The organism is Nocardiopsis gilva YIM 90087 (genome assembly GCF_002263495.1).
GTDB classification, from domain to species: Bacteria; Actinomycetota; Actinomycetes; order Streptosporangiales; family Streptosporangiaceae; genus Nocardiopsis_C; species Nocardiopsis_C gilva.
The window spans coordinates 1,616,359-1,639,138 of record NZ_CP022753.1; the positions used below are offsets into that span (position 1 = coordinate 1,616,359).

General features: G+C 70.7%; 20 protein-coding genes and 1 pseudogene. 10 read left to right on the forward strand and 11 right to left on the reverse strand.

The features are described 5' to 3' along the window. The first annotated feature begins 49 nt into the window (after window positions 1–49). Genes CDO52_RS07570 through CDO52_RS07580 form a run of 3 tightly spaced genes read left to right on the forward strand, consistent with a single transcriptional unit; the run spans window position 50 to window position 3,435 of the window. Window positions 50–751: a succinate dehydrogenase cytochrome b subunit gene (locus CDO52_RS07570; RefSeq protein ID WP_083919985.1), complete on the forward strand. Its 702-nt coding sequence runs from the start codon at window positions 50–52 to the stop codon at window positions 749–751. Next, window positions 752–2,692, forward strand: coding sequence for a fumarate reductase/succinate dehydrogenase flavoprotein subunit (locus CDO52_RS07575; RefSeq protein WP_017620095.1), 1,941 nt, complete (start codon window positions 752–754; stop codon window positions 2,690–2,692). Further along, a complete protein-coding gene (locus tag CDO52_RS07580) occupies window positions 2,689–3,435 on the forward strand; it encodes a succinate dehydrogenase/fumarate reductase iron-sulfur subunit (RefSeq protein WP_017620096.1) in 747 nt (248 codons plus the stop codon). Before CDO52_RS07575 ends, CDO52_RS07580 begins: the two co-directional genes overlap by 4 nt. 109 nt (window positions 3,436–3,544) lie before the next feature. Here the strand turns inward: CDO52_RS07580 and CDO52_RS07585 are convergent, their stop codons facing one another. The 7 genes and pseudogenes from CDO52_RS07585 to CDO52_RS07615 form a co-directional block, all read right to left on the reverse strand. Continuing rightward, the gene (locus tag CDO52_RS07585; protein ID WP_017620097.1) at window positions 3,545–4,216 is read right to left on the reverse strand and encodes a TrmH family RNA methyltransferase; all 672 of its coding nucleotides are present in this window, start codon (window positions 4,214–4,216) and stop codon (window positions 3,545–3,547) included. 43 nt (window positions 4,217–4,259) lie between these two features. Further along, a complete protein-coding gene (locus tag CDO52_RS07590; protein ID WP_017620098.1) occupies window positions 4,260–4,637 on the reverse strand; it encodes a hypothetical protein in 378 nt (125 codons plus the stop codon). Window positions 4,638–4,768: 131 nt separating this feature from the next. Further along, a pseudogene (locus CDO52_RS07595) lies at window positions 4,769–5,151 on the reverse strand (DUF3054 domain-containing protein). Between the two features lie 65 nt (window positions 5,152–5,216). Next, window positions 5,217–6,575 carry an MFS transporter gene (locus tag CDO52_RS07600; RefSeq protein WP_017620100.1) on the reverse strand — a complete coding sequence of 453 codons (1,359 nt, stop codon included), beginning with the start codon at window positions 6,573–6,575 and terminating at the stop codon, window positions 5,217–5,219. Between the two features lie 249 nt (window positions 6,576–6,824). Continuing rightward, complete coding sequence (locus CDO52_RS07605) at window positions 6,825–8,012, reverse strand: S1 family peptidase (RefSeq protein WP_033301087.1); 1,188 nt, start codon at window positions 8,010–8,012, stop codon at window positions 6,825–6,827. Between the two features lie 239 nt (window positions 8,013–8,251). Beyond that, complete coding sequence (locus tag CDO52_RS07610) at window positions 8,252–9,430, reverse strand: S1 family peptidase (RefSeq protein WP_017620102.1); 1,179 nt, start codon at window positions 9,428–9,430, stop codon at window positions 8,252–8,254. Window positions 9,431–10,036: 606 nt separating this feature from the next. Next, entirely contained in the window at window positions 10,037–12,205 is a 2,169-nt protein-coding gene (locus CDO52_RS07615) for a S9 family peptidase (RefSeq protein ID WP_017620103.1), read from the reverse strand. Between the two features lie 122 nt (window positions 12,206–12,327). On the opposite strand from CDO52_RS07615, the gene mshB reads away from it, so the two are divergent. After that, window positions 12,328–13,188 (forward strand): N-acetyl-1-D-myo-inositol-2-amino-2-deoxy-alpha-D-glucopyranoside deacetylase, encoded by an 861-nt coding sequence (gene mshB / locus CDO52_RS07620; RefSeq protein WP_033301091.1) that lies wholly within the window; start codon window positions 12,328–12,330, stop codon window positions 13,186–13,188. Window positions 13,189–13,227: 39 nt separating this feature from the next. Continuing rightward, on the forward strand, window positions 13,228–13,683 hold the full coding sequence (locus CDO52_RS07625) for a hypothetical protein (RefSeq protein ID WP_017620105.1): 456 nt from the start codon (window positions 13,228–13,230) through the stop codon (window positions 13,681–13,683). 34 nt (window positions 13,684–13,717) lie between these two features. On the opposite strand, the gene CDO52_RS07630 is transcribed toward CDO52_RS07625, so the two are convergent. From CDO52_RS07630 to CDO52_RS29660, 3 genes are all read right to left on the reverse strand, one after another. Beyond that, complete coding sequence (locus CDO52_RS07630) at window positions 13,718–14,701, reverse strand: site-2 protease family protein (protein ID WP_017620106.1); 984 nt, start codon at window positions 14,699–14,701, stop codon at window positions 13,718–13,720. A gap of 147 nt (window positions 14,702–14,848) precedes the next feature. After that, entirely contained in the window at window positions 14,849–16,183 is a 1,335-nt protein-coding gene (locus CDO52_RS07635; protein WP_094932280.1) for a hypothetical protein, read from the reverse strand. 138 nt (window positions 16,184–16,321) lie between these two features. Then, window positions 16,322–16,876, reverse strand: coding sequence for a putative acetyltransferase (locus tag CDO52_RS29660; RefSeq protein WP_449406723.1), 555 nt, complete (start codon window positions 16,874–16,876; stop codon window positions 16,322–16,324). Between CDO52_RS29660 and fdxA the strand changes: the two genes are divergently transcribed. Beyond that, window positions 16,769–17,089 carry a ferredoxin gene (gene fdxA, locus CDO52_RS07645; RefSeq protein WP_017620109.1) on the forward strand — a complete coding sequence of 107 codons (321 nt, stop codon included), beginning with the start codon at window positions 16,769–16,771 and terminating at the stop codon, window positions 17,087–17,089. The genes CDO52_RS29660 and fdxA overlap by 108 nt on opposite strands. 306 nt (window positions 17,090–17,395) lie before the next feature. After that, window positions 17,396–18,514: a succinyldiaminopimelate transaminase gene (gene dapC, locus CDO52_RS07650; protein WP_026126062.1), complete on the forward strand. Its 1,119-nt coding sequence runs from the start codon at window positions 17,396–17,398 to the stop codon at window positions 18,512–18,514. Between the two features lie 93 nt (window positions 18,515–18,607). Here dapC and CDO52_RS07655 read toward each other — a convergent pair whose 3' ends face one another. Continuing rightward, the gene (locus CDO52_RS07655; RefSeq protein ID WP_017620111.1) at window positions 18,608–19,462 is read right to left on the reverse strand and encodes a hypothetical protein; all 855 of its coding nucleotides are present in this window, start codon (window positions 19,460–19,462) and stop codon (window positions 18,608–18,610) included. Between the two features lie 310 nt (window positions 19,463–19,772). On the opposite strand from CDO52_RS07655, the gene CDO52_RS07660 reads away from it, so the two are divergent. From CDO52_RS07660 to CDO52_RS07670, 3 genes are all read left to right on the forward strand, one after another. Further along, window positions 19,773–20,609, forward strand: a complete 837-nt coding sequence (locus CDO52_RS07660) for a 2,3,4,5-tetrahydropyridine-2,6-dicarboxylate N-succinyltransferase (protein ID WP_017620112.1) — start codon at window positions 19,773–19,775, stop codon at window positions 20,607–20,609. A 145-nt stretch (window positions 20,610–20,754) separates the two neighbouring features. Continuing rightward, window positions 20,755–21,873 carry a succinyl-diaminopimelate desuccinylase gene (gene dapE / locus CDO52_RS07665; protein WP_017620113.1) on the forward strand — a complete coding sequence of 373 codons (1,119 nt, stop codon included), beginning with the start codon at window positions 20,755–20,757 and terminating at the stop codon, window positions 21,871–21,873. Between the two features lie 94 nt (window positions 21,874–21,967). Continuing rightward, the gene (locus tag CDO52_RS07670; RefSeq protein ID WP_026126063.1) at window positions 21,968–22,744 is read left to right on the forward strand and encodes an LOG family protein; all 777 of its coding nucleotides are present in this window, start codon (window positions 21,968–21,970) and stop codon (window positions 22,742–22,744) included. Window positions 22,745–22,780 lie beyond the last annotated feature (36 nt).

Sequence of the window (22,780 nt, forward strand, 5' to 3'; positions counted from 1 at the left end):
GTCCGATGACTTAGACGTATCTGTTAAGGGCGAATTAAAGTGACGCACTGTGGCGAACAGTACCCTGACCAAACAGCGATCAGAGGCGTTCAGATCCACGGTGGCCCTCAAATCCGCGATGGCGGTCACCGGCGTGATCCTCGTGCTCTTCCTGATTGCGCACATGTACGGCAACTTGAACGTGTTCGCGGGCCAGGAGGCCTTCGACTCCTATTCCCATCACCTGCGCGTGCTGGGCCAGCCGATGCTTCCCTACGAGGGCTTCCTGTGGATCATGCGGGTGGTCCTGCTGGCCAGCATCCTGATCCACGCCTACGCGGCGGTCGCGCTGTGGGCCCGCGCCAAGAAGGCCCGGCCGACCCGCTACCAGAACAAGAAGGCGCTGCAGCGCACCTACGCGTCCTACACGATGCGCTGGGGCGGCGTGCTGATCGCGCTCTTCGCGATCTTCCACATCCTGCACCTGACGACCAACGACATCGCGCCGGGCGGGCCGTCCGACAGCCCCTACGTGCGCATGGTCAACGGCTTCCAGCCGGAGTTCTGGTACGTCACCCTGTTCTACTGCCTCTCCGTGATCGCGGTCGGGTTCCACCTGCGGCACGGCATCTGGAGCGCGCTCACCACGCTGGGGGCGAACCGGGCGACGCGGCAGCGTGCGCTGAACATCATCGCGACGGTGATCGCGCTGGTCGTGACGATCGGCTTCCTGGTCACCCCGCTCTCCGTGACTTTCGGGCTGGTGGGATAAATGTCTGAGCTCTTCATCGAAGGCGACCCGATCCAGGACGAGAAGGCGCCCGCCGGTCCCATCGCCGAGCGCTGGGACAAGCGCCGCTTCTCGGCCAAGCTGGTCAACCCGGCCAACCGCCGCAAGCTGTCGGTCATCATCGTCGGCACCGGGCTGGCAGGCGCCTCCGCCGCCGCGACCCTCGGCGAGGCCGGCTACCACGTCAAGTCCTTCTGCTACCAGGACAGCCCGCGGCGCGCGCACAGCATCGCGGCGCAGGGCGGCATCAACGCGGCGAAGAACTACCGCAACGACGGCGACAGCATCTACCGGCTGTTCTACGACACCGTCAAGGGCGGCGACTTCCGCTCCCGTGAGTCCAACGTCTACCGCCTGTCGCAGGTCAGCGTCGAGATCATCGACCAGTGCGTGGCGCAGGGCGTGCCCTTCGCGCGCGAGTACGGCGGCCTGCTCGACAACCGCTCCTTCGGCGGCGTGCAGGTGTCCCGTACGTTCTACGCCCGCGGCCAGACCGGCCAGCAGCTGCTGATCGGCGCCTACCAGGCGCTGGAGCGCCAGGTCGCGGCCGGGACCGTCGAGATGAACACCCGGCACGAGATGCTGGAGGTCATCGTCGTCGACGGCAAGGCGCGCGGCATCATCGCCCGCGACATGGTCACCGGCGAGATCGAGACGCACTTCGCCGACGCCGTCGTGCTCGCCTCCGGCGGCTACGGCAACGTCTTCTACCTGTCGACCAACGCCATGGGCTGCAACGTGACCGCCTCCTGGCGGGCCCACCGCAAGGGCGCGCTGTTCGCGAACCCCTGCTACACGCAGATCCACCCCACGTGCATCCCCGTCAGCGGCGACTACCAGTCCAAGCTCACCCTGATGAGCGAGTCGCTGCGCAACGACGGCCGCATCTGGGTGCCCAAGCGCGGCGACGACAAGCGCGACCCGCGGGAGATCCCGGAGGAGGACCGCGACTACTACCTGGAGCGGATCTACCCCGCCTTCGGCAACCTGGTGCCGCGTGACATCGCCTCCCGCGCCGCCAAGAACGTGTGCGACGAGGGCCGCGGCGTCGGCCCCGGCGGTCTCGGTGTGTACCTGGACTTCGCCGACGCCATCAAGCGGATGGGCCGCCCGGCCGTCGAGGCCAAGTACGGCAACCTCTTCGACATGTACCAGCGCATCACCGGCGAGAACCCCTACGAGGTTCCGATGCGCATCTACCCGGCCGTGCACTACACCATGGGCGGGCTGTGGGTCGACTACGACCTGCAGAGCAGCATCCCGGGCCTGTTCGTGACCGGTGAGGCCAACTTCTCCGACCACGGCGCCAACCGCCTGGGCGCGAGCGCGCTGATGCAGGGCCTGGCCGACGGCTACTTCGTCCTGCCCAACACCATCAACGACTACCTCGCGGCCGGCCCGTTCGAGTCGATCGACGAGAACCACCCGCAGGCCAAGGAGGCGGCCGACGCGGTGCGCCAGCGCATCGACAAGCTGCTCTCCATCCAGGGCGAGCGCACCGTGGACTCCTTCCACAAGGAGCTCGGCCAGATCATGTGGGAGTACTGCGGCATGGAGCGGACCGACGAGGGCCTGCGCAAGGCCATCGACCGGATCCGCGAGCTGCGCCGGGAGTTCTGGACCAACGTCAAGGTCCTGGGCACCAACGACGAGCTCAACCAGGCCCTGGAGAAGGCCGGCCGGGTGGCCGACTTCCTGGAGCTCGGCGAGCTCATGTGCATCGACGCGCTGCACCGCCGCGAGTCCTGCGGCGGCCACTTCCGCGGCGAGAGCCAGACCGAGGACGGCGAGGCGCTGCGGCACGACGACGAGTTCGCCTACGTCGCCGCCTGGGAGTTCGGCGGCGAGGGCGAGCAGCCGGTGCTGCACAAGGAAGCGCTGGAGTACGAGTACGTCGAGATGAAGCAGCGGAGCTACAAGTGAACATCACCCTGCGAGTTTGGCGCCAGAAGGGCCGCGACGACGAGGGCCGGATGGTCACCTACAAGGTCGAGGACGTGTCGCCCGACATGTCCTTCCTTGAGATGCTCGACGTCCTCAACGAGAAGCTGCAGCTTGCGGGCGACGAGCCGGTGGCCTTCGACCACGACTGCCGCGAGGGCATCTGCGGTGCCTGCGGTGTCGTGATCGACGGCGTCGCCCACGGTCCGGAGAACACCACCACCTGCCAGCTGCACATGCGCAGCTTCTCCGACGGCGATGTCATCACCGTGGAGCCGTGGCGGGCCAAGGCGTTCCCCGTGGTCAAGGACCTCGTGGTGGACCGCGGCGCGTTCGACCGGGTCATCCAGGCCGGCGGCTACATCAGCGCCCCGACCGGTACCGCCCCGGACGCCCACGCCGCCCCGGTGCCCAAGGCCGACGCGGACCGCGCGTTCGACGCGGCCACCTGCATCGGCTGCGGCGCCTGCGTCGCCGCCTGCCCGAACGCCTCGGGCATGCTGTTCACCGCCGCGAAGGTCACCCACCTGGGCAGCGTCCCGCAGGGCCAGCCCGAGCGGGCGGCCCGCGTGGTCAAGATGGTGAACCAGCACGACGAGGAGGACTTCGGCGGCTGCACCAACATCGGCGAGTGCGCCGCGGTCTGCCCGAAGGGCATCCCGCTGGACACCATCTCCCAGCTCAACCGCGACCTGCTGGGTGCGCTGTCGAGCGGCGAGCTGTAGATCGTCGGCTGACACGTCAGCACAGGGCCGCCTCTTTTTCCAAGGGGGCGGCCCTTCTCGTGTTCGGGGACGGGGCCGGAGGCGTTCCCGACGCCTCAGCGGGGCGACGTCACAGGTGCTGGTCGAAGACGTGCGCCCGGATCCAGGCGTGCATGGCGACGGCGGCGGCCGCGCCCGCGTTGATGGAGCGGGTGGACCCGAACTGGGCGATGGACAGCACCGCCTGGCACACCGCGCGGACGTCCTCGGACAGCCCCGGGCCCTCCTGGCCGAACACCAGGACACAGGCGCGGGGGAGGGGGTAGGTCTCCAGGGGGACCGCCCCGGGGAGGTTGTCGATGCCGATCAGCGGCAGCCCGCGCTCCCCGGCCCAGGCCACCAGCGAGGCGGTGTCGGGGTGGTGGTGCACGTGCTGGTACCGGTCGGTGACCATGGCGCCGCGCCGGTTCCAGCGGCGGCGGCCGACGATGTGGACGGCCTCGGTGCCGAAGGCGTTGGCGGTGCGGACGACCGACCCGATGTTGAAGTCGTGCTCCCAGTTCTCCACCGCCACGTGGAAGGGCTGGCGGCGGGTGTCGAGGTCGGCGATGATCGCCTCGCGCCGCCAGTAGCGGTACCGGTCCACGACGTTGCGCCGGTCGCCCTCGGCCAGCAGCTCGGGGTCGTAGTGGTCGCCCTCGGGCCAGGGGCCCTCCCAGGGCCCCACGCCGACCCGGGGCGCGATGTCGGGGGTGTCGGTGCCGGTGGAGGCGGATGGAGACGTTGCGACCTGCTCTTTCACGCGCTCCAGCTTAGGTCGCTCCCACGCGTTCCGGGCCCGCCGACTAGGGGCGGTTGAGGTTCACGCCGTGGACGTCGCGGGCCTGGATGGCGATCCCTTCGACGTCGCCCGTGATGGTGTTGGTGACGTTGCCCCCGCCCGAGTCGAAGTGCGGGCGCAGCGCCTCGACAAGGGCGCGGATGTCCGCGTCGCTCTGCTGCGCGCCGTCCATGTGCGTGGCGAGTTCCTCGACCAGGATCGCGTCCTCGCCGTCGTCGTCCCGCGCTGCCTCCAGCGCGCGGCGGGCCTCGGGGTCGTTGCCGAACCTCTCGCGCAGTGCCGCGCGCAGCTTCTTCAGGACCGCTCGGGCGCCGTCGTCCAGCGCTTCGGTGACCTTGCCCGCGACGGCGGCGGCGACGGCGAGGGTGATCGGATCGGCCATGGGGGTGCTCCTAGGGGGTCCGGGAACGAGGGGCTTCCACGGCCCTCTACTTTCGCATGCGCCGCCGACGCGATGGACGCGTGCCCCGGCAATGGCCGCATCCGGCGGCTCCCCGATGGAGGCCGTCCTGGTCAGGAGGGAGTGGCGGTGTCGGCGGAACGCGCCCGCGCCAATCGCGCGATCGTGCGCCAGCCGAGCAGGGTCGCGGCGAGGAACAGCGCGGTGACGATCGCGAACGACAGGGGAGCGCCCTCCCCGGTGGCGAGCCGCAGCAGGAGGCCCCGCCCACGGTGACCGCCCACACGCCCGCGCCGACCGGCAGGATACGCAGGGGGTTCCGCCAGGCCAGGGTGGCGGCCCAGCCGACGACGAGCGCGAACGCGAACGGCCACAGCGTGGTGAGGATCCCGATCAGGGCGTTGCCCTCGCCGTGGCTGGCGCGCCCGATCACGACGAACACCACGACGCAGAGGAGATCCAGGACGGCGGCCACGGGGACCAGTGGAAGACGCATGTCCCCAGATTATGGGCGGTGGCGGGCGGGGTGACCCCGGGTCGGGTACCCCGCCCGGACGTTCCTTACGCTCGCGCCCGAACGGGGGTGGCCTCCAGCGCGTCGTCCCGCGTCTCACGGGCGATGACCAGCGCGATCAGGGTGACCAGGGCGGCCGCGCTGACGTAGCCGCCGACCGCCCACAGCCCGAAGTCGGCCGCCAGCTTGGTGGCCGCGTACGGCGCGAGCGAGGCTCCCAGCAACCCGGCCAGGTTGTAGGAGATGGAGGCGCCGCTGTAGCGGACGTTGGTCGGGAACAGCTCGGGCAGCAGCGCGCCCATCGGCCCGAACGTCAGGCCCATCAGGGACAGGCCGATGATCAGGAAGATCTGCACCACGAGGGTCGACCCGGAGCTCAGCATCGGTTCGAGCGCGAAGCCGAACAGCAGGATGGCGATGGTGGCGGCGATCAGGGTGGGGCGCCGGCCGAACCGGTCGGCGACCAGCCCGGCCACCGGGGTGAACAGGCCGAAGAACACCACGCCGATGAGCAGCATGACCAGGAAGTCGGTGCGCTCGATGCCCGGGCCGCCGGGCCCGGTGCCGTACGACATCGAGAACACCGTCATGAGGTAGAAGAACACGTAGGTGGCGATCATGATCAGCGTGCCCAGGACGATCCCGGCGGTGCTGGTGCGGAACACCTGCACGACGGGTCGGCGCGCCCGCGTTCCGTCCGCCACCACCTTGGCGAACGCGGGGCTCTCGTGGAGGGTCAGCCGCACCCACAGCCCGATCATGATGAGGACGGCGGAGAGGATGAACGGCACCCGCCATCCCCAGGTCAGGAAGGCCGCGTCGCTCATGTTCTGCGCCAGGGTGAGGAACACGCCGTTGGCGAGGAAGAACCCGATAGGCGCCCCCAGCTGCGGGAACGTGCCGTACAGCGCGCGCTTGCGCCGGGGTGCGTTCTCGGTGGCGAGCAGCGCGGCACCGCCCCACTCGCCGCCCAGCCCCAGCCCCTGGCCGAACCGGCAGAGCGCCAGCAGCAGCGGTGCGGCCACGCCGATCTGCGCGTAGGTCGGAATCAGGCCGATGAGGACGGTCGATACGCCCATCGTGAGCAGGGAGGCGACCAGGGTGGCCTTGCGGCCGATGCGGTCGCCGAAGTGGCCGAAGAGCGCGGAGCCGACCGGCCGGGCGACGAACGCGATCCCGAAGGTGGCGAGCGACTGGAGAGTCGCGGCGGCGGGGTCCCCGGTGGGGAAGAAGAGATGGGGGAAGACCAGGACGGCGGCGGTCGCGTAAATGTAGAAGTCGTAGAACTCGATGGACGTTCCCGCGAGGCTGGCGATGATCACCTTGCCCCGGCGGTTGGCGGGTGGGGCTCCCGGCGGTCCGGAGGACTCGGCCTCCTGCTCGCCCCCTGACGTCTGCGTGGCCACGACGGACCTACCTCCCCGTATCTGAGCTTGTGTCCGGATGATGATAAGGCGTTCGACTGGAATGCGAGATCATCATTCCAGGATGTGAGACGAAAGGGGGGTGAATTCCGCCGAGAGGGCGCGCCGCAGCGCAACCGACTGCCACCCGGACGGCACCGGACCCCGTGCGGGACGGTCGCACGGGGTCCGGGCGTGGGGGATCGGAACAGGGTCAGTGGGTTGGCGCGGGTGGGGTGGCTCCGGACGCGCTCAGGAGGTGAGCAGGGTCAGGTCGTACTTTTCGATGATCGGTCGGAGCGGCTGGAAGAACGTGGTCCCACCGCTCGTGCAGTTACCGGCCCCGCCCGAGGTCACGCCCTGGGCCTGGTCGCCGGACAGATAGGGGCCGCCCGAGTCGCCGGGTTCGGCGCAGACGGTGGTGCGGGTCAGGCCGTGGACGGTGTGGGGGACATACACGGTCTGGTTCTTGGCCTGGATCGTGCCGCAGTGCCAGCCGGTGGTCTGGCCGGATCTGCAGACCGCCGCGCCCACCGGGGCCTCCTCCGCGCCCGCCACCGTCACTGACCCGCCGTTGTAGTCGTTCACGCGACGGGTGGGGGTCCAGCGTCCGGTGGTCTTCACCCACCCCATGTCGGTTCCGGGGAAGTCGGCGTCCGCGACCTTGCCGTACCGCACCGTGAGACCGGCGTTGTGGAACGCGCCTTTGCCGCGCTCGCCGCAATGCCCGGCGGTGACGTAGCCGCCCTCGACACCGAAGCCGACCGAGCAGACGTAGGTGCGGTCGGGGCGCGGGTTGTAGTACGGGTTGCCGCCGTGGATGTCGGTGGCGGTGTTGGCGAAGGTGCGCGGCCGGTCGGCCCCCTCGTCGATCGTTACCGCCTCGGCGTCCACCCCCGCCTGGGCGATGAGGTCCGCCGCCGCTGCCTGGCCGCCGTCGAGCACGGTCACGACCACCCCGTTGGCCCTGGGGTCCAGGTACCAGCCGGTCACGCTCGCGTCGGCGGCGTCCTCCGCTTCGTTGAGCTTGGTGACGACGTCGGTCAGCTCGTCCTCGCTGCGCTCGACCAGTTCGGTCGTGGCGCCGAGGTCGTCGACGGCGTCGGCCGCCTTTCGGTCGGTCACCGCGACGGTCAGGCCGCCGGTCTCGATGTCGAAGACAGCGCCGCCGAAGGCGTCACCCGCGACCGCGCGCGCCTGGGATTCCAGGGTCCGTGCCGCGTCCGTCTGTTGCGAGAGCATCGCGGCCTCCTGGGGATCCACACCGAGGTCTCGCTGGAGTGCTTGGAGGTGACCGGCGGAGAGGCGGGACGGGGCGGGCGTGCTCTGATCGGCGGTCGCGGTTCCGGGCGTGGTCCCGGTCAGGCCCAGCGCGAGGACCCCGGTGCTCAGGGCCGCCAGGAACGGTGATTTCCGTAGGGACACTATGGACTTTTGCATGTTGTCGGCTCCGTGATGTGGGGGATGGGGAGCCCGCCCGGGGGCGCCGATGCCCCGGGGACGGGACCCGCACGGACGTCGTCCCTCTGCGCTGAGGGATCAGGGGGATGGGTGGTGGGAGTGCCGGTCGGCGCCTGGGGATGGACATGTGGGGGGCGCCGACCGGCCTCGTGCAACCGCGGACACTCGGCTGCGCGAGTTCCCGGTACCTCCGCTGGTGAGGTCCCGGGAGTCGGGGCTCAGCTCGTGCTGAGGGTGAGGTTCCACTCCTGCAGGATCGGGTTCAGCGGCTGGAAGTAGGTGACGCCGCCGGCCGTGCAGTTGCCCGATCCGCCGGAGGTGACGCCCTGTGCCTGGTCATCGCTGATCCAGGAGCCGCCGGAGTCGCCCGGCTCGGCGCAGACGTCGGTCTGCGTCAGGCCTTCGACCCGGCCCTCGGGATAGACGACGGTCTGGTTCTTGGCGCCGATGGTGCCGCAGTGCCACCCGGTGGTCGACCCCGACCGGCAGACCGAGGACCCCTCGGGCGCCTCCTGGGACCCGGTGACGGCGACGGTCCCGCCGTTGTGGTCGTTCACGAAGCCGGTCGGCGTCCAGCCGGCGTCGGTTTGGACGTAGCCCATGTCGCGCCCGGGGAAGTGCGACTCGGCGACCGTGCCGGTGCCGCCCCCGCTCTGCGCGGCGACCGGTGTGCCCTTGGCGCCGCAGTGCCCGGCGGTCGCGAAGCCGCCCTCGACGGCGAAACCGATGGAGCAGCGCCCGCTGCCGTTGATGATGTAGGCGTCACCGCCGAGGATGTCGGCGTACGTGCGCGGCTTGTCGGTGGTCTCCTCGACGGTCACCGCACCGGTCTCGACCCCGGCGTCCGCGATGAGCTTCTCGGCCGCGGCCTCCTTGCCCTTCAGGACCGTGATGACCACGGCGTCGTCGGTCGCGCTGGGGTACCAGCCCGTGACGCCCTCGGAGAGTGAGGCGCCCTCCTCGTTGAGGTCGTCGACGATCTTGTCGAGTCCGCTCTCGCCGTAGGTGACGACCTGTGCCGTGGCACCGGCCTTCTCGACGGTGTCGACCGCGGCCTTGTCGGTCACCGCGACGGTGAGGTCGCCGCTGTCGATGTCGAAGCGGCTGCCGCCGAAGTCGTCACCGAGGTTCCTGCGCAGCTCGCTGTCGAGCTTGCGGGCCTTGGCCTCCGTGTCGAGCAGGCGGGTGGCCTCCGTGGCGCTCAGGTCCAGGTCCCGCTGCAGCGCGGTGAGCTGGTCGTCGGCGGTGGTGGCGGTGTCGGCACTGTCGGCGCTGTCGGAGGAGACCGGGGAGATCTCGCTGCCGCCGGATGTGGTGGCGATGGTGGTGCCTACAGCGACGAGGCCGAGCGCGAGGGCGCCGCCGCCCAGCACTCGGAACGTGGGGGACTTCCGCATAGTCCTGTCCTTTTCCTCGGTGAAAGACGGATGGGCGGTGTCCTCGTTAATGAGCGGGGACTCAACGAGGAAGCCCTGGTCGCGGCTGTAAACCCTTGTGGGGAAGCCGTCGACGCGGGTTCACCGACCGGTCGGTAAACGATTCGCACCCTAGGACATGCCATGCGACCGCGACAGAGTTTTGACGAGTCCGAGAAATCACGCCATGTCGATATTCGACTACTTCGATGTCATCTGTGGGGCTGCTGGGGCGACGGGGCCCGATCGAAATCCGACGTGGATCCGGGAATTCCCCTCCGGAAAACAACTTACTGATAATTAAGTTTTCTATTTATCAGGGGATGCACGATGGCCGGATGCGGCCAAAGTTCGAAAGCCCTCTTGTGTTGTAGGATCATACGATGTTTGGCCGGATTTGTACGTTTCGGCATTATTCCTCGATCCGAGTAAGCAGTCTGTAGTCCCGAACCGACTTTCACGCCCGAAGTGTCGATTCTGGGGCGCCCGAGGGTGAACGGCGACAACGGCCCAGGGGGCGCCGCCTCCGACGCCCCCTGGGCCAACGTGCCGATCTCGCCGCGCTGACGTCCCAGCCGACCGCGGCCGCTAGGCCGTCGTGGCCTGGTCGTCGCCGAGCGCGTCCTTGATGAACTCCACCTGCAGCAGGAGCAGGTTCTCGGCTGTGGCCTCCTCCGACGGCATGTGCGTGATGCCCGACAGGGGCAGCACCGTGTGCGGCCGCCCCGCCGCCAGCAGCGCCGTGGAGAGGCGCTGGGAATGGGCGAAGACCACGTTGTCGTCGGCCAGCCCGTGGATGAGCATCAGCGGGCGGCGCAGCCCCGGGGCGTCGTCCAACAGCGAGCTGCGGACATAGGCCTCCTTCCACGCGTCGGGCGTGCCCAGATAGCGCTCGGTGTAGTGGGTGTCGTACAGCCGCCAGTCGATCACCGGCGCCCCCGCCACCGCCGCGTGGAAGACGTCGGGGCGCCGCAGCACGGCCAGCGCCGCCAGGTAGCCGCCGAACGACCAGCCGCGAATCGCCACCCGCTCCAGGTCCAGGCAGTCGTAGCGCTCCGCGGCATCGTGCAGCGCGCTCACCTGGTCCTCCAGTACCGGCGTGGCCAGGTCGCCGTGCACGGCCTGCTCCCAGGGCACACTGATGCCCGGGGTGCCGCGTCCGTCGGCGATCAGTACCGCGAACCCCTGCTCGGCGAACCACTGCGAGGTGAGGTAGGCGGGGCGGGCGCCCAGGACCCGCTGCGCGTGCGGACCGCCGTAGGGGTCCATCAGCATGGGAAGCTTCGTCCCGGACCCCTCCTCGTACCAGGACGGCAGGACCAGCGCGGTGGGCACCCCGCCCGTCGGCGCCACCGCCAGCCGCACGTTCGGTGTCGGCACCTCCGGCCGCTCGGCCAGGCTCTCCACCGTGGTGACCTGCTGCCGCGTCACCGAGGAGGCGTTGCGGACGACGACCGTGCGCACCCCGTCGGTGTCCAGGTCGCGCCGCTGCAGCACCAGCGTGTCGCCGCGCATCGTCCCGGAGTGCACACCGACCCCCTCGGCCCCGGGGAACTCCACCGGGGCGACGCCGCCCTCCTGCAGGTCGACCAGCCACAGACCGATCTCCGCGGGGCGGCCCTCCGGGGAGCCCGAGCACAGCACGCGCCGATCGTCGACATCGACCACCGAGCGCAGGTAGACACCGTCCGGCCCGACCACGCGGTCGCCCACGTGCAGGAGACGCTGATCCCCGCCCCGCTCGCGGCCGATCCACACCAGCTCGCCGTCCTTGGTGAAGTCCGGGACCCCCGGCATGATCTCCACCCACACGTCATCGGTCTCGCTTCGCAGCTCGAAGGCGAGTCCGGTGGCCGGGTCCGCGCTGAACAGGGTCAGGGTGCGCTGGTCGCGGCTCTGCGCGCTGAACACCACGGTCGGGTTGCCGTCCGGGCCCGTCGTCCACCCGGCCCGCACGAGGTAGGGGAGGGCCGCGCGGTCCCACTCCACCCACTGCGGTCCCGTACCGGCACCGGAGTGCACCGCGAACACGGCCAGCCGCACCTCGGCGTTGGCCGACCCCGCCGGCGGGTAGGAGATGACCTGCGGCTCCGCCTCGGGGCTGGCCGGGTCCGCGATGTGCCAGCGGGTGACCGGGGAGTCGTCCACCCGCGCCGCCAGCAGGGCGGCGCCGTCCGGCGACCACCACATACCGCGGTAGCGGCCCATCTCCTCGGCGGCGATGAACTCGGCCAGGCCCCAGGTCACATTCGGCGCGTCGGGCTCCGCGACCGCGCGGTCCCTGCCGCTGTTGATGTCGATGACCCGCACGGCACCGGCGCTCACGTAGGCCACCCGGTCGCCGCGCGGGCAGATCAGCGGAGCCACGACCGACCCCGTGGCCGGAAGCTCGCGGGGCTCGGTGTCGTCGCCCACCAGGTCGGCGTAGTAGAGGCGGCCGGACAGCGTGAACGCGGCCCGGGTGAAGGCGTCGTCGACCGTGTAGGAGACGATCCCGCCGCCGGTCTCGCGGAGGCGCTCGCGCCGCGCCCGCTCCTCGGGCGGCAGGTCTTCGTCGTCGGCGCCCATCGCGCGCGGGTCGGCGACCACCCACTCCCGGCCGCTCTCCAGCTCCAGCATCCACAGGCAGGTGGCGGTATCGGTCCCGTGCCTGCCACGGAGGAACGCCGCGCGTCGGCCGTCCGGAGAGATCTGGAATGCCCGAGGGACGCCCAGGGTGAACCGCTGGGTCCGGGCCTGTTGCCGAGGAAAGCTCATGGGCCGATTGTTCCGCATCCCGGTCCCACGGCGTCCTTCGGGCGCGGCGCGCCGCGGCGACCCGGCGGCACCGAACGTCTGATTGAGCGCGCGAGGGGCGTTTCCCGGTATCGTCCCGTGTCATGACGGACCGTCGACTGTTGCTGGTGCATGCCCACCCCGATGACGAGAGCATCGTCACCGGAGCGACCATGGCCAAGTACGCGGCCGAAGGCGCCCAGGTGACCCTGGTGACCTGCACTCTCGGGGACGAGGGCGAGGTCATCCCCGACGAGCTGGCGCACCTGGCCGCCGATCGCGAGGGCGGCCTGGGCCAGCACCGCGTCGGCGAGCTCGACAAGGCCTGTGTGGCGCTGGGCGTGCGCGACCACCGCTTCCTCGGCGGCCCCGGCCACTACAAGGACTCCGGCATGATGGGCGCCCCCAGCAACGACCGCCCCGACTGCTTCTGGCAGGCCGACGTCGAGGAGGCCGCGCACCGCCTCGCCAACATCATCCGCGAGGTCCGGCCGCACGTCATCGTCACCTACGACAGCAACGGCGGCTACGGGCACCCCGACCACATCCAGGCCCACCGCGTCGCCGTCCGCGCCTTCGGGAAGGCGGCCGAGCGCTCGCTGCCCGGCACGCCCTGGCAGACGCGCAAGCTGTACGCGATCGCGCAGCCCCAGTCGGTGCTCGAAGGGCGGGTGGCGCGGCTGCACCGGGAGCCGGGGTCCTTCAGCGCCCCGACATCGACCGCCGACATCGCGCCGGGGACCCCCGACCGGTTCGTCACCACCCGCATCGACGCTTCGCGCTACTGGGCCGCCAAAGCCCTGGCCATGCGCGCGCACGCCACCCAGATCACCGTCGACGGCGAACGGTTCGCGCTGTCCAACGACATCGCCCAGGAGATCGACGCCGTCGAGTACTTCACCCTGCTCCGCGGCCCGACACCCAAGCCCGGACCGGACGGGCTGGAAAAGGACCTGTTCGCCTAGGCGCCCACGCGGGCGCGGCGGTTCCCATAGGCTGCTCACGTGTCTGTTTCGATCTCGCCGGACTCGGAGTCGCCCGACGCGCCCGCCCAGGCGCGCGGATCCGGGGCCGCCCCGGCCGACCTCATCGTGTCGATCATCGGCCACACGGCCCTGCTGGCCGTGGGCTTCGTCGTGGGCATGGTCGGCGGGCTCGCTGCGGGCTGGCTGTCGTGGCTGTGGGCGGCCGGGACCTCGGAGCAGGTCGCGGCGTCGGTCGCGGCAGCGGTGGTGCTGATCCTGCTGTTCGCCGGCTGCCGCGCGGCCGGCTGGGGGATGGGGTCGCGGTTGGGCGCCGTCCTGCCCGCGGTGGGCTGGACCCTGGCCGCCTTCGCCTACCTCGGCTTCACCACCGGCGGATCCATCGTGCTCACGGCCACCGCCGTCGACTACGTCTACCTGTACGGCGGCCTCGCCGCCCTGGCGCTCGCCGTCGTGCTCACCCCGCCCCGGTCCTAGGGCGGGGCGGGGTACGGGGTGATCCCCGCGCGCCTCAGCTCAGCCAGAACTGGAACAGGAACTCGCCGAAGCCGATGTCCAGCTGCGGCAGGCCGAGCAGCTGGAACAGGCCGTACATGACGTTCAGGAACGCCAGGTGGGCCTCCGGGAACCACAGCACCGCGAAGATCGCGATGACGCCGAACAGCCCGGCGTCGCGGGCCTGGCGGGCGACGCCCTGGGGCAGGTAGGGCGCGATGGCGTCGAACCCGTCCGTGCCCGGGATCGGCAGCAGGTTGACCAGCGCCGCGGTGAGGTTCAGGTAGCACAGGAACATCAGGCCGCCGATCATCCAGTTGTCGGTGACCGCGTCGGGCGGCACCAGCGCACGGACGGCGACGGCGAAGGCGACGGCGAGCAGCAGGCTGGCGGCGATACCCGACAGCGCGATCAGGGTGCGCTTGCCCCGGCTCGGCACGGCCGAGCGGTCCACGTACAGCGCGGGACCGGTCAGTCCCACGACACCGAGGAACAGGAACACCAGCGGCAGGAGCAGCCCGGCGAACAGCTGGCGGAAGCGGAACGGGTTGAGCCGCAGATAGGGGCCGCCGCGCAGGGAGCGGTCGCCGAAGCGGTAGGCCACGAGCGCGTGGGCGTACTCGTGGATCGCGAGCGAGGCGATCCAGCCGCCCAGGATGAAGACGAACGGCAGGTAGACGGTGGACGCATCGCCGGTCCACTCGACCTCGGCACGGGTCCAGGAGAAGTACCCGGCCAGCGCGGTCACACCGATGAGCAGCACGAACAGGGGACTGGGCAGGAAGGCGAACCGGTCCGACGCCGTCCGCTCGGCCTTCTGTCCGGCGGTGGCGTCGTCCGCCGCGTCGGCGACCGTCGCGCTCTCGGTGGACTCCGCGGTGTCGGCGGCGTCCGGCCCGCTGTCGTTCCCCGCGTGTTCCCCGGCCTCGTCCGCTGCGAGGGTGGCCGTCTCCGCCGACGCGTCGTTGCCGGTGTCGTCGGTCGGCTCGGGCGTGGACATGCTGCTCCCACTGGTCGAAGGATGAGCTGGTTGGCGGATTCAGGCGTGGGGGAACGGCCCGGACCCGCCTTCCAGGCTATGGGGGCGCGGCGGCGCTCCGGCACCGGGGCGCGGCCCGGGCCACCGCCCCGTGTCGGTCGGGCGTGCTCACACCGTGGCGTAGGGGACGGTCGCCGACAGGTGCATCGCGGTCAGCGCGAACGCCCGCCCGGAGGTGGTCAGCCGGCGGTTGCCGGGCTCGGCGTCGGTGTGGTGTCCGGTGACGAAGCCCAGGGTCTCCAGCAGCCAGGTGACCGTGATCATGATGGAGTGCACCTCGTGGGTCTCGGGGACCTTGGCGGGGTTCTCCCCGCCCCAGCCGGACTCCACCAGCGTCTCGCGGATCTCCTCGGCGAGGTCGAGGTCGTCGGCGCGGGCGTGGCTGCCGGTGGACCGGGGCGAGCGGGCCAGCAGCAGGCCGAACAGGGTCTCGGTGGTGGCCTGGCCGAGCCCGTCGGTGTCGAGGACGGCCTCGGCGGCGGCCCGCCACAGGGCGGCGACATCGGCGTGCAGCCGACGGCCCCGGCGGGTGAGGACCAGCCGTCGGCCCGACCGCCGCACGGCGCGCATGCGGCGCAGCAGCTTGTTCAGCGCGAGCAGCTGCATGACGTCGGTCTCGCTGCGCGGCGGCGAGGGGGAGGTGGACCAGCCGAACTCGGCGCACAGCTCGCGGACCACGGTCGGCGAGATGTAGCCGATCTGGGTCATGCTGATGCCGTCGTCGGCGTAGTCGAGCAGCCGCTGCAGCGGCGCCAGGGCACGAGCGGCGTCGTGCGGCGGCTCCGCGCCGTTGATGAGCTGGCCCAGGAGCGGCCAGAAGCGCTGCCGGTGCGGCTGGGACGGCGAGCTCAGCCAGTTGCGGACCCGCTCCTCCCGGATCCGGTCGAGGCGGCTGCGCCCCTGGTCGTCGGGCTGGGCGAGAAACGTGCGGGCGAACTGCTCCTGGGCCGACCGCCAGCCGCGGGTCCCCGGCCGGATCTCGCGCAGGGAGATGGCCAGTTCCAGGGCGGCGGAGGTGGCCTCGTAGGCCTCGATCTCGGCGCTGCCCAGGGTCGTTCCCCAGGTCAGCTCGGGCAGGTCGGGCGGCTGCACACCGGAGCCGCGCATGGCGCGCCGGTAGGCCGAGAGCCCGCTGTCGCGGCTGACGCCGTAGGCGTCCAGGATGTCGCGGGTCGGCCTCGACGTGCAGATCTCCGCGTAGCGGTCCAAGCCCAGCAGGGAGAACAGGTCACCCAGCGACTGGGAGACGAAGACGCGTTCGGTCGCCTCGGAGCAGAAGCGCACCGGGAGGGCGAACCAGCAGAACTCCTGCACCGCCCGCTGGGTGAGCGTCTCCAGCTTCTGCCCGGCGGTGACCGTGGCCAGGGCGCTCCCCGCCACCTGGGCCGCCCGGGCATCGAGACGTGCCAACTGGGCGAGGGCGGACGCGACCGTCTCCTGCATGGCGCGTGTGCACCACCTTCCCCATCACAGATGGCCGCCCTGGCCTGTGCGGTCGGCCGTACCTCTCGACTCCCGTAGCCCTTTGCTCTCCGACGTACATCTCCATGGGGAATCCCCCTACGCCCCGCGGCGTGTCAGTCACTCACCGGTGCCATCGTGCGCATCGGTGCCGGACCGACCCCGGCGCGGGGGTGGCTTCTGTGGGATGATCTTGCTCCCAACGACATCGTCGGCTATGACCTCGATCACACTACCGTCGCGTCGTCGGACCTTGATCACCCGGTTCTGCCAGGATTCCAGCACACCGACGATATCCCGGAAGCGGCCGTCGGGCAGCTGGATGCGCAGAGTGGCACGCCGACCGAGGTCGTCGGGTGTCACCTCGGTCGTGAATCGCGAGACGAAACCCACGTGATCGACCCCCCAAGTGCGCACGAAAGCGCGACGAGCGCAATACTGGAAACTGCGAATCGTGTGCCGGACGCCAGGCGGATCCGCGTGCCGGAGTCCCGGCACCGCCCAGGCTACGACAGCGAAGGCACCTGATACGCGGTCAACGTGGCGAAGACCGAGGAGGAGTAAGACGTGACCTACGTCATCGCGCAGCCCTGCGTCGATGTGCTCGACAAGGCGTGCATCGAAGAATGCCCCGTCGACTGCATCTACGAAGGCAAGCGCATGCTCTACATCCACCCGGACGAGTGCGTCGACTGCGGCGCCTGCGAGCCGGTGTGCCCTGTAGAGGCCATCTACTACGAAGACGACCTTCCGGACCAGTGGGGCAGCTTTTACAAGGCCAACGTGGAGTTCTTCGACGAGCTCGGGTCCCCCGGAGGCGCCTCCAAGGTGGGCCAGGTCGACAAGGACCACCCCGTGGTGGCCGAGCTGCCGCCGCAGGCGGAGTAGGCCCGGTGGACGTCGTCGGACCGTAGACGAGCGGCACAGGCCCAGCCGCCGCGGAGGCGGGGCACGTCAGGCGGGCGAGCCCGGACGTGCCGGACCACTCCGCGGGAGATGATTGGGACCAGTGCCCGGCTCCGGTGCGGGGAGGGCGACGAACCGGAGCACGCACGGACAGTGGGGACCGTCGTGCCATCCGTGAGCCGACGGATGGGGCGGCGGTTCCGATGCGTTCGGGCACGATACGTACCGGCGGCGACCGCGCCGCCGACAGCCCGACACGGGTAGCAGGACAGAGGGGACCACAACGACATGGCCGATCGACGACGCGTGGCCAACCGGCTGCCGACCTTCCCGTGGGACCGGCTGACCGCCTACAAGGAGACCGCCGCCGCGCACCCGGACGGGATCGTCGACTTCTCGGTGGGGACGCCGGTCGACCCGGTGCCGGAGAAGGTGCGCGCGGCCCTGGCCGACACCGCCGACGCTCCGGGCTATCCGATGACCCACGGGACGGCGGCGCTGCGCGCCTCCATCGCCGACTGGCTGAGCCGTCGCCACGGCGTCACGGTGGACCCCGCCGCCACCCTGCCACTGGTCGGCTCCAAGGAGCTGGTGGCCTGGCTGCCCACGCTCCTCGGGCTGGGCGAGGGCGACACCGTCGTCTACCCCGAGCTGGCCTACCCCACCTACGACATCGGCATCCGGATCGCCGGGGCCACCCCCGTGGCCTCCGACGGCCTCACCGCGCTCGGTCCGGCCCGCGTGCGGCTGGTGTGGCTCAACTCCCCGGCCAACCCGACCGGCCGTGTCCTGGGCGTCGACCACCTGCGGAAGGTCGTGGAGTGGGCGCGCGAGCGGGACGTCATCGTCGCCTCCGACGAGTGCTACCTCGACCTCGGCTGGGACGACACGCGGCCCGTCTCGATCCTCCACCCCGACGTGTGCGGCGGTTCGCACGAGGGCCTGCTGGCCGTGCACTCCCTGTCCAAGCGCTCCAACCTGGCCGGCTACCGCGCGGCGTTCCTCGCGGGCGATCCCGCCCTGGTCGAGGAGCTGCTGGCGGTCCGCAAGCACGCCGGGATGATCGTTCCCGCTCCGGTGCAGGCGGCCATGGGCGCCGCCCTCGACGACGACGCCCACGCTCGGGAGCAGAAGGAACGCTACCGCGCCCGCCGTGCCCGGCTCCGCACCGCGCTGGAGGCCGCCGGCTGGGCCATCACCCACTCCGATGCCGGGCTGTACCTGTGGGCCTCCCACCCCGAGCACGACGCGTGGGGTTCCGTGGCGGCCCTCGCCGAGCAGGGCATCCTCGTGGCCCCCGGTGACTTCTACGGTCCCTCCGGCGACCGCCACATCCGGGTCGCGTTCACCGCCACCGACGAGCGGGTCGCCATGGGCGCCAAGCGCCTGGAGGCCATGGCGCGCTGAGCGCCCGGGTGCTTTCGTCGATCTCGGGGATATCGACCTCATAGTCGTCGGTATTCGGTCGATATCCCCGAGATCAACGGAGGTGCGGCGCGCCTACTTCAGGACCAGGGTGGCGCGCGCCGCGCCGTCGGGGACCGTGGACCAGCCGTCTTCGCCGGCCGCCGCCCGCCAGCGCTGGTCGCCGTAGGTCACCGACCTCAGGCCGTAGTCGCGGGCGTTGGCCACCGCCCACACCGCCATCGACCAGCCGATCTCGCCCGTCTGCGGGCCGTCGGCCACCGGGAGGTCGTCGGGGGCGGTGCCGAACACGCGCTCCAGCTCCGCCTTCGCCCCCGCGACGTCGCTCTTGGCACTCGTCTCCGGTTCGTACCAGCAGCTCACCGCCGGGCCCTCGGAGCCGTTGAACGCCGCGGCCATCACCCGGGACAGGTCCTCGTGCTGGTCGTAGGCGAATCCGTCGGCGCTGCGCTGGACGGCCTGCGCCGCCTCGTAGACGGGCATCTCCTGGTAGTCGGGGACCTCCTTCAGCTCCTCGTAGAACGACCGCGTGGCGAACACCTGGTCCATGATCTGGTCCGGCTCGCCCCACTCCTGCGAGGGGCGCTGCTGGAACAGGCCCAGCGAGTCGCGGTCGCCGTACTCGATGTTGATGAACTTCGACTCCTGCCACACCGTCGCGTAGGCGATGACGACCGCGTCCTCGGGCATGTCCAGGGAGAACGCCACGCCGTTGACCGTGGCGGCGTTGGCGGCCTGTTCCACGTCGATGTCGTGCGTGTCCTCGTTCCCGGTGATCGTGCAGCTCTCGGTCGGCTCGGGTTCGGCGACCTCCAGGGGCTTCAGGGAGGTGATGGCGTAGTAACCGCCCGCGAGCAACAGGCCGCAGGTGACGGTTAGTACGGCCAGGATCTTGAAGAAGGCGGAGACTCTTCGCTGTTTTCGAGGCACAGGCAGACCGTTTTGCTCATGGAGGCACCCACAGGTGGGGCACTGTGGGTCACCTCTGCTGACAGGGATTGATGGGCCCGGGAACGTGCCGCGGGGCCAGGGGGACACAACCGGGGCAGTGGCATTACACCCCGCATATTAGAGCGTGCGCGTCGCCGTGATCCTCTTTCGGCGACGCCGGGATGGCCCGACCCCTGCCTGAGCAGGCGTCCGCGCGGCGGGAGATTCGCGTCTCTCCGGTCACCCGGCGTGTCCAAACTCTGGTCGCGGGTTGGTTCTCCGGCGGCCGGACCCAGTAGGCTCGGGGGCCATGACCACCGCGTTCATCAGTCCGCTGCCCCAGGAGATCGACAACCTGTGGGAGCGCCGCACCGAGCTGACCCCCGACCACAAGGAAGCCCGCGACATCATCGTGGGCGCCATCGACGACATCGACGCCGGCAAGGCCCGCGTCGCCTTCGTCGATGAGGCGACCGACGAGGTCGTCGTGGACGAGCGCGCCAAGCGCTCGATCCTGCTCGGCTTCCGGGTCCTCGGCATGGAGGAGTCCAAGGTCGGCGACTTCTACCACCACGACCGCATCCCGCTCAAGACCCGCTTCGACGGCGTCCGTGTCGTCCCGGGCGCCATCGCCCGCTGGGGCGCCTACCTGGCCTCCGGCGTCGTGCTGATGCCGTCCTTCACCAACATCGGCGCGTGGGTGGGCTCCGGAACCATGGTCGACACCTGGGCCACCGTGGGCTCCTGCGCGCAGGTCGGCAAGAACGTGCACCTGTCCGGCGGCGTCGGTGTCGGCGGTGTGCTGGAGCCGCCGCAGGCGGCCCCGGTCGTCATCGAGGACGACGCCTTCCTCGGCTCGCGCACCATGGTCGTCGAGGGCGCCCGCGTCCGCCGCGGGGCCAAGCTCGGCGCCGGCACGATCCTGACCTCGTCCACCCGCGTCTTCGACGCCGAGACCGGCGAGGAACTGCCCCGCGGCGAGGCCCCGGCCTGGTCGGTGTGTGTCACCGCCAACCGGGTCAAGAGCTTCCCCGGCGGCGACTTCGGCATGCCGGTCCTGCTGGTCCTCAAGCGCCTGGAGGAGGGCCAGGAGCACGACAAGCTCGCTCTGAACGACATGCTGCGCGAGCACGGCGTCAACGCCTAGCCGACACCGACGGAACAGCGCTGACACAGCAGACGCAAGAGCATCCCGCCGTCGGCCGCCCCGCCCCCGCCGTGTCCCGGCGGGGGCGGGGCACCAGGTGGTCGGCGGCCTCCCATCGGCCCCCGATCACGAAAGCGTGCCCGACATGCTGGATCTCACCGCGGACGTCCGGACCCTCACCGCCCGCATCGTCGATATCGAGTCGGTCAGCGGAGGCGAACGCGCGCTCGCCGACGCCATCGAGCAGGCGCTCGGCGACCTGCCGCACCTCACCGTGTATCGAGACGGCGACGCGGTCGTGGCCCGTACCGACCTGGGCCGCGAGCAGCGCGTCGTGATCGCGGGCCACATCGACACCGTCCCCATCGTGGGCAACGTGCCCTCGCACGTCGAGGGCGAGCGGCTCTACGGCTGCGGGACCAGCGACATGAAGAGCGGGGTGGCGGTCCAGCTCAAGCTGGCGGCCCTGGTGCCCGAGCCGGTGCACGACGTCACCTACGTCTTCTACGACTGCGAGGAGATCGAGGCCGACCGCAACGGCCTGCGCCGCCTCGCGGCCCAGCACCCCGAGTGGCTGGAGGGCGACTTCGCCGTGCTGATGGAGCCGACCGGCGGCTTCATCGAGGGCGGCTGCCAGGGGACCATGCGCATCGAGGTGGCCGCCCGCGGCAAGCGCGCGCACAGCGCCCGCTCCTGGATGGGGCACAACGCCATCCACGAGGCCGGACGCGCCATCGACATCCTGCGCGAGTACGCGCCGCGCCGGCCGGAGGTCGAGGGGCTCCGGTTCCACGAGGGCCTCAACGCCGTGTTCGTCTCCGGCGGCGTCGCGGGCAACGTCATCCCCGACGAGTGCGTCGTCACCGTCAACTACCGGTTCGCCCCCGACCTCAGCGCACAGGACGCCGAGCAGCACCTGCGCGAGGTGTTCGCCGACTATGACGTGCGGGTCACCGACGTGGCGCCGCCCGCCCGGCCCGGGCTCGACCACCCCGCCGCGGCGGCCTTCGTCCGCACGGTGGGCGACGGCCAGGCCCGCGCCAAGCTGGGCTGGACCGACGTGGCGCGGATGTCGGAGCTGGGGATCCCCGCGGTCAACTACGGCCCCGGTGAACCCACGCTCGCCCACACCAAGGACGAGTTCGTGGAGCTCGACGCCATCGTCGACGCGGAGAAGCGGATGGTCGGCTGGCTCACCGGGGTGGACGCCGACACGGCCGCGGCGGCGGTCGCGGACGCGATCGGCGACGTCGACAAGGGCTGAGCGCCACGGGCGCCACCTGATCGTTGTCTCTCCCGACGAAAACAGGTGACCTGGGATTCAGCGCGCGTGCCTGAGATCCGGATAGCGTTGCGACATGACGGAATCTCAGAAAATCCGCCGGGCGGGTCCGTTGACCTTCCACGGCAGCGCCATCCCTGAGACCACCACGGACCAGCGGCTGTTGGACCGCCGCGGGCCGGCCGAATGGGTGCACACCGACCCGTGGCGGGTCATGCGCATCCAGTCGGAGTTCGTGGAGGGGTTCGGCCTGCTGTCCGAGGTCGGGCAGGCGGTGAGCGTGTTCGGCTCGGCGCGGACGAAGCCGGACAGCCCGCACTACCAGCTCGGGGAGACGGTCGGCGGCAAGCTCGCCGAGGCGGGCTACACGGTCATCACCGGGGGCGGGCCCGGCGTGATGGAGGCCGCGAACAGGGGCGCCCAGAAGGGCGGGGGCACGTCGATCGGACTCGGCATCGAGCTCCCGTTCGAGCAGGCGCTCAACGAGTACATCGACATCGGCGTCACGTTCCGGTACTTCTTCGTGCGCAAGACGATGTTCGTGAAGTACTCGCAGGCGTTCGTGGTGATGCCGGGCGGGTTCGGCACGCTGGACGAGATGTTCGAGGCGATCACGCTGGTGCAGACCGGCAAGGTGACCCGGTTCCCGGTGGTGCTGGTCGGCACCGAGTTCTGGGGCGGGCTGCGCGACTGGATCCGGAAGAACCTGCTGGAGGAGGGGCTGATCTCCCCGGGCGACCCGGACCTGATGCACCTCACCGACGACCCCGACGAGGTCGTCGAGATCATCCGCGACGCCCACCGGAACCTGGCCCGGATGGACTTCGAGGCCGGGGAACAGGACGGGACCTAGCCGCGACGCCCAGGGTCCCTCCGTTGATCTCGGAGA

What these genes read in the sequence shown, in the direction of transcription:
- CDO52_RS07670 (WP_026126063.1), top strand. Translation starts at nt 21,968, where the DNA reads ATGACGGAATCTCAGAAAATCCGCCGGGCGGGTCCGTTGACCTTCCAC.
- CDO52_RS07605 (WP_033301087.1), bottom strand. Translation starts at nt 8,012, where the DNA reads ATGCAAAAGTCCATAGTGTCCCTACGGAAATCACCGTTCCTGGCGGCC.
- dapE (WP_017620113.1), top strand. Translation starts at nt 20,755, where the DNA reads ATGCTGGATCTCACCGCGGACGTCCGGACCCTCACCGCCCGCATCGTC.
- CDO52_RS07610 (WP_017620102.1), bottom strand. Translation starts at nt 9,430, where the DNA reads ATGCGGAAGTCCCCCACGTTCCGAGTGCTGGGCGGCGGCGCCCTCGCG.
- CDO52_RS07635 (WP_094932280.1), bottom strand. Translation starts at nt 16,183, where the DNA reads ATGCAGGAGACGGTCGCGTCCGCCCTCGCCCAGTTGGCACGTCTCGAT.
- CDO52_RS07575 (WP_017620095.1), top strand. Translation starts at nt 752, where the DNA reads ATGTCTGAGCTCTTCATCGAAGGCGACCCGATCCAGGACGAGAAGGCG.
- dapC (WP_026126062.1), top strand. Translation starts at nt 17,396, where the DNA reads ATGGCCGATCGACGACGCGTGGCCAACCGGCTGCCGACCTTCCCGTGG.
- CDO52_RS07630 (WP_017620106.1), bottom strand. Translation starts at nt 14,701, where the DNA reads ATGTCCACGCCCGAGCCGACCGACGACACCGGCAACGACGCGTCGGCG.
- CDO52_RS07660 (WP_017620112.1), top strand. Translation starts at nt 19,773, where the DNA reads ATGACCACCGCGTTCATCAGTCCGCTGCCCCAGGAGATCGACAACCTG.
- CDO52_RS07590 (WP_017620098.1), bottom strand. Translation starts at nt 4,637, where the DNA reads ATGGCCGATCCGATCACCCTCGCCGTCGCCGCCGCCGTCGCGGGCAAG.
- mshB (WP_033301091.1), top strand. Translation starts at nt 12,328, where the DNA reads ATGACGGACCGTCGACTGTTGCTGGTGCATGCCCACCCCGATGACGAG.
- CDO52_RS07615 (WP_017620103.1), bottom strand. Translation starts at nt 12,205, where the DNA reads ATGAGCTTTCCTCGGCAACAGGCCCGGACCCAGCGGTTCACCCTGGGC.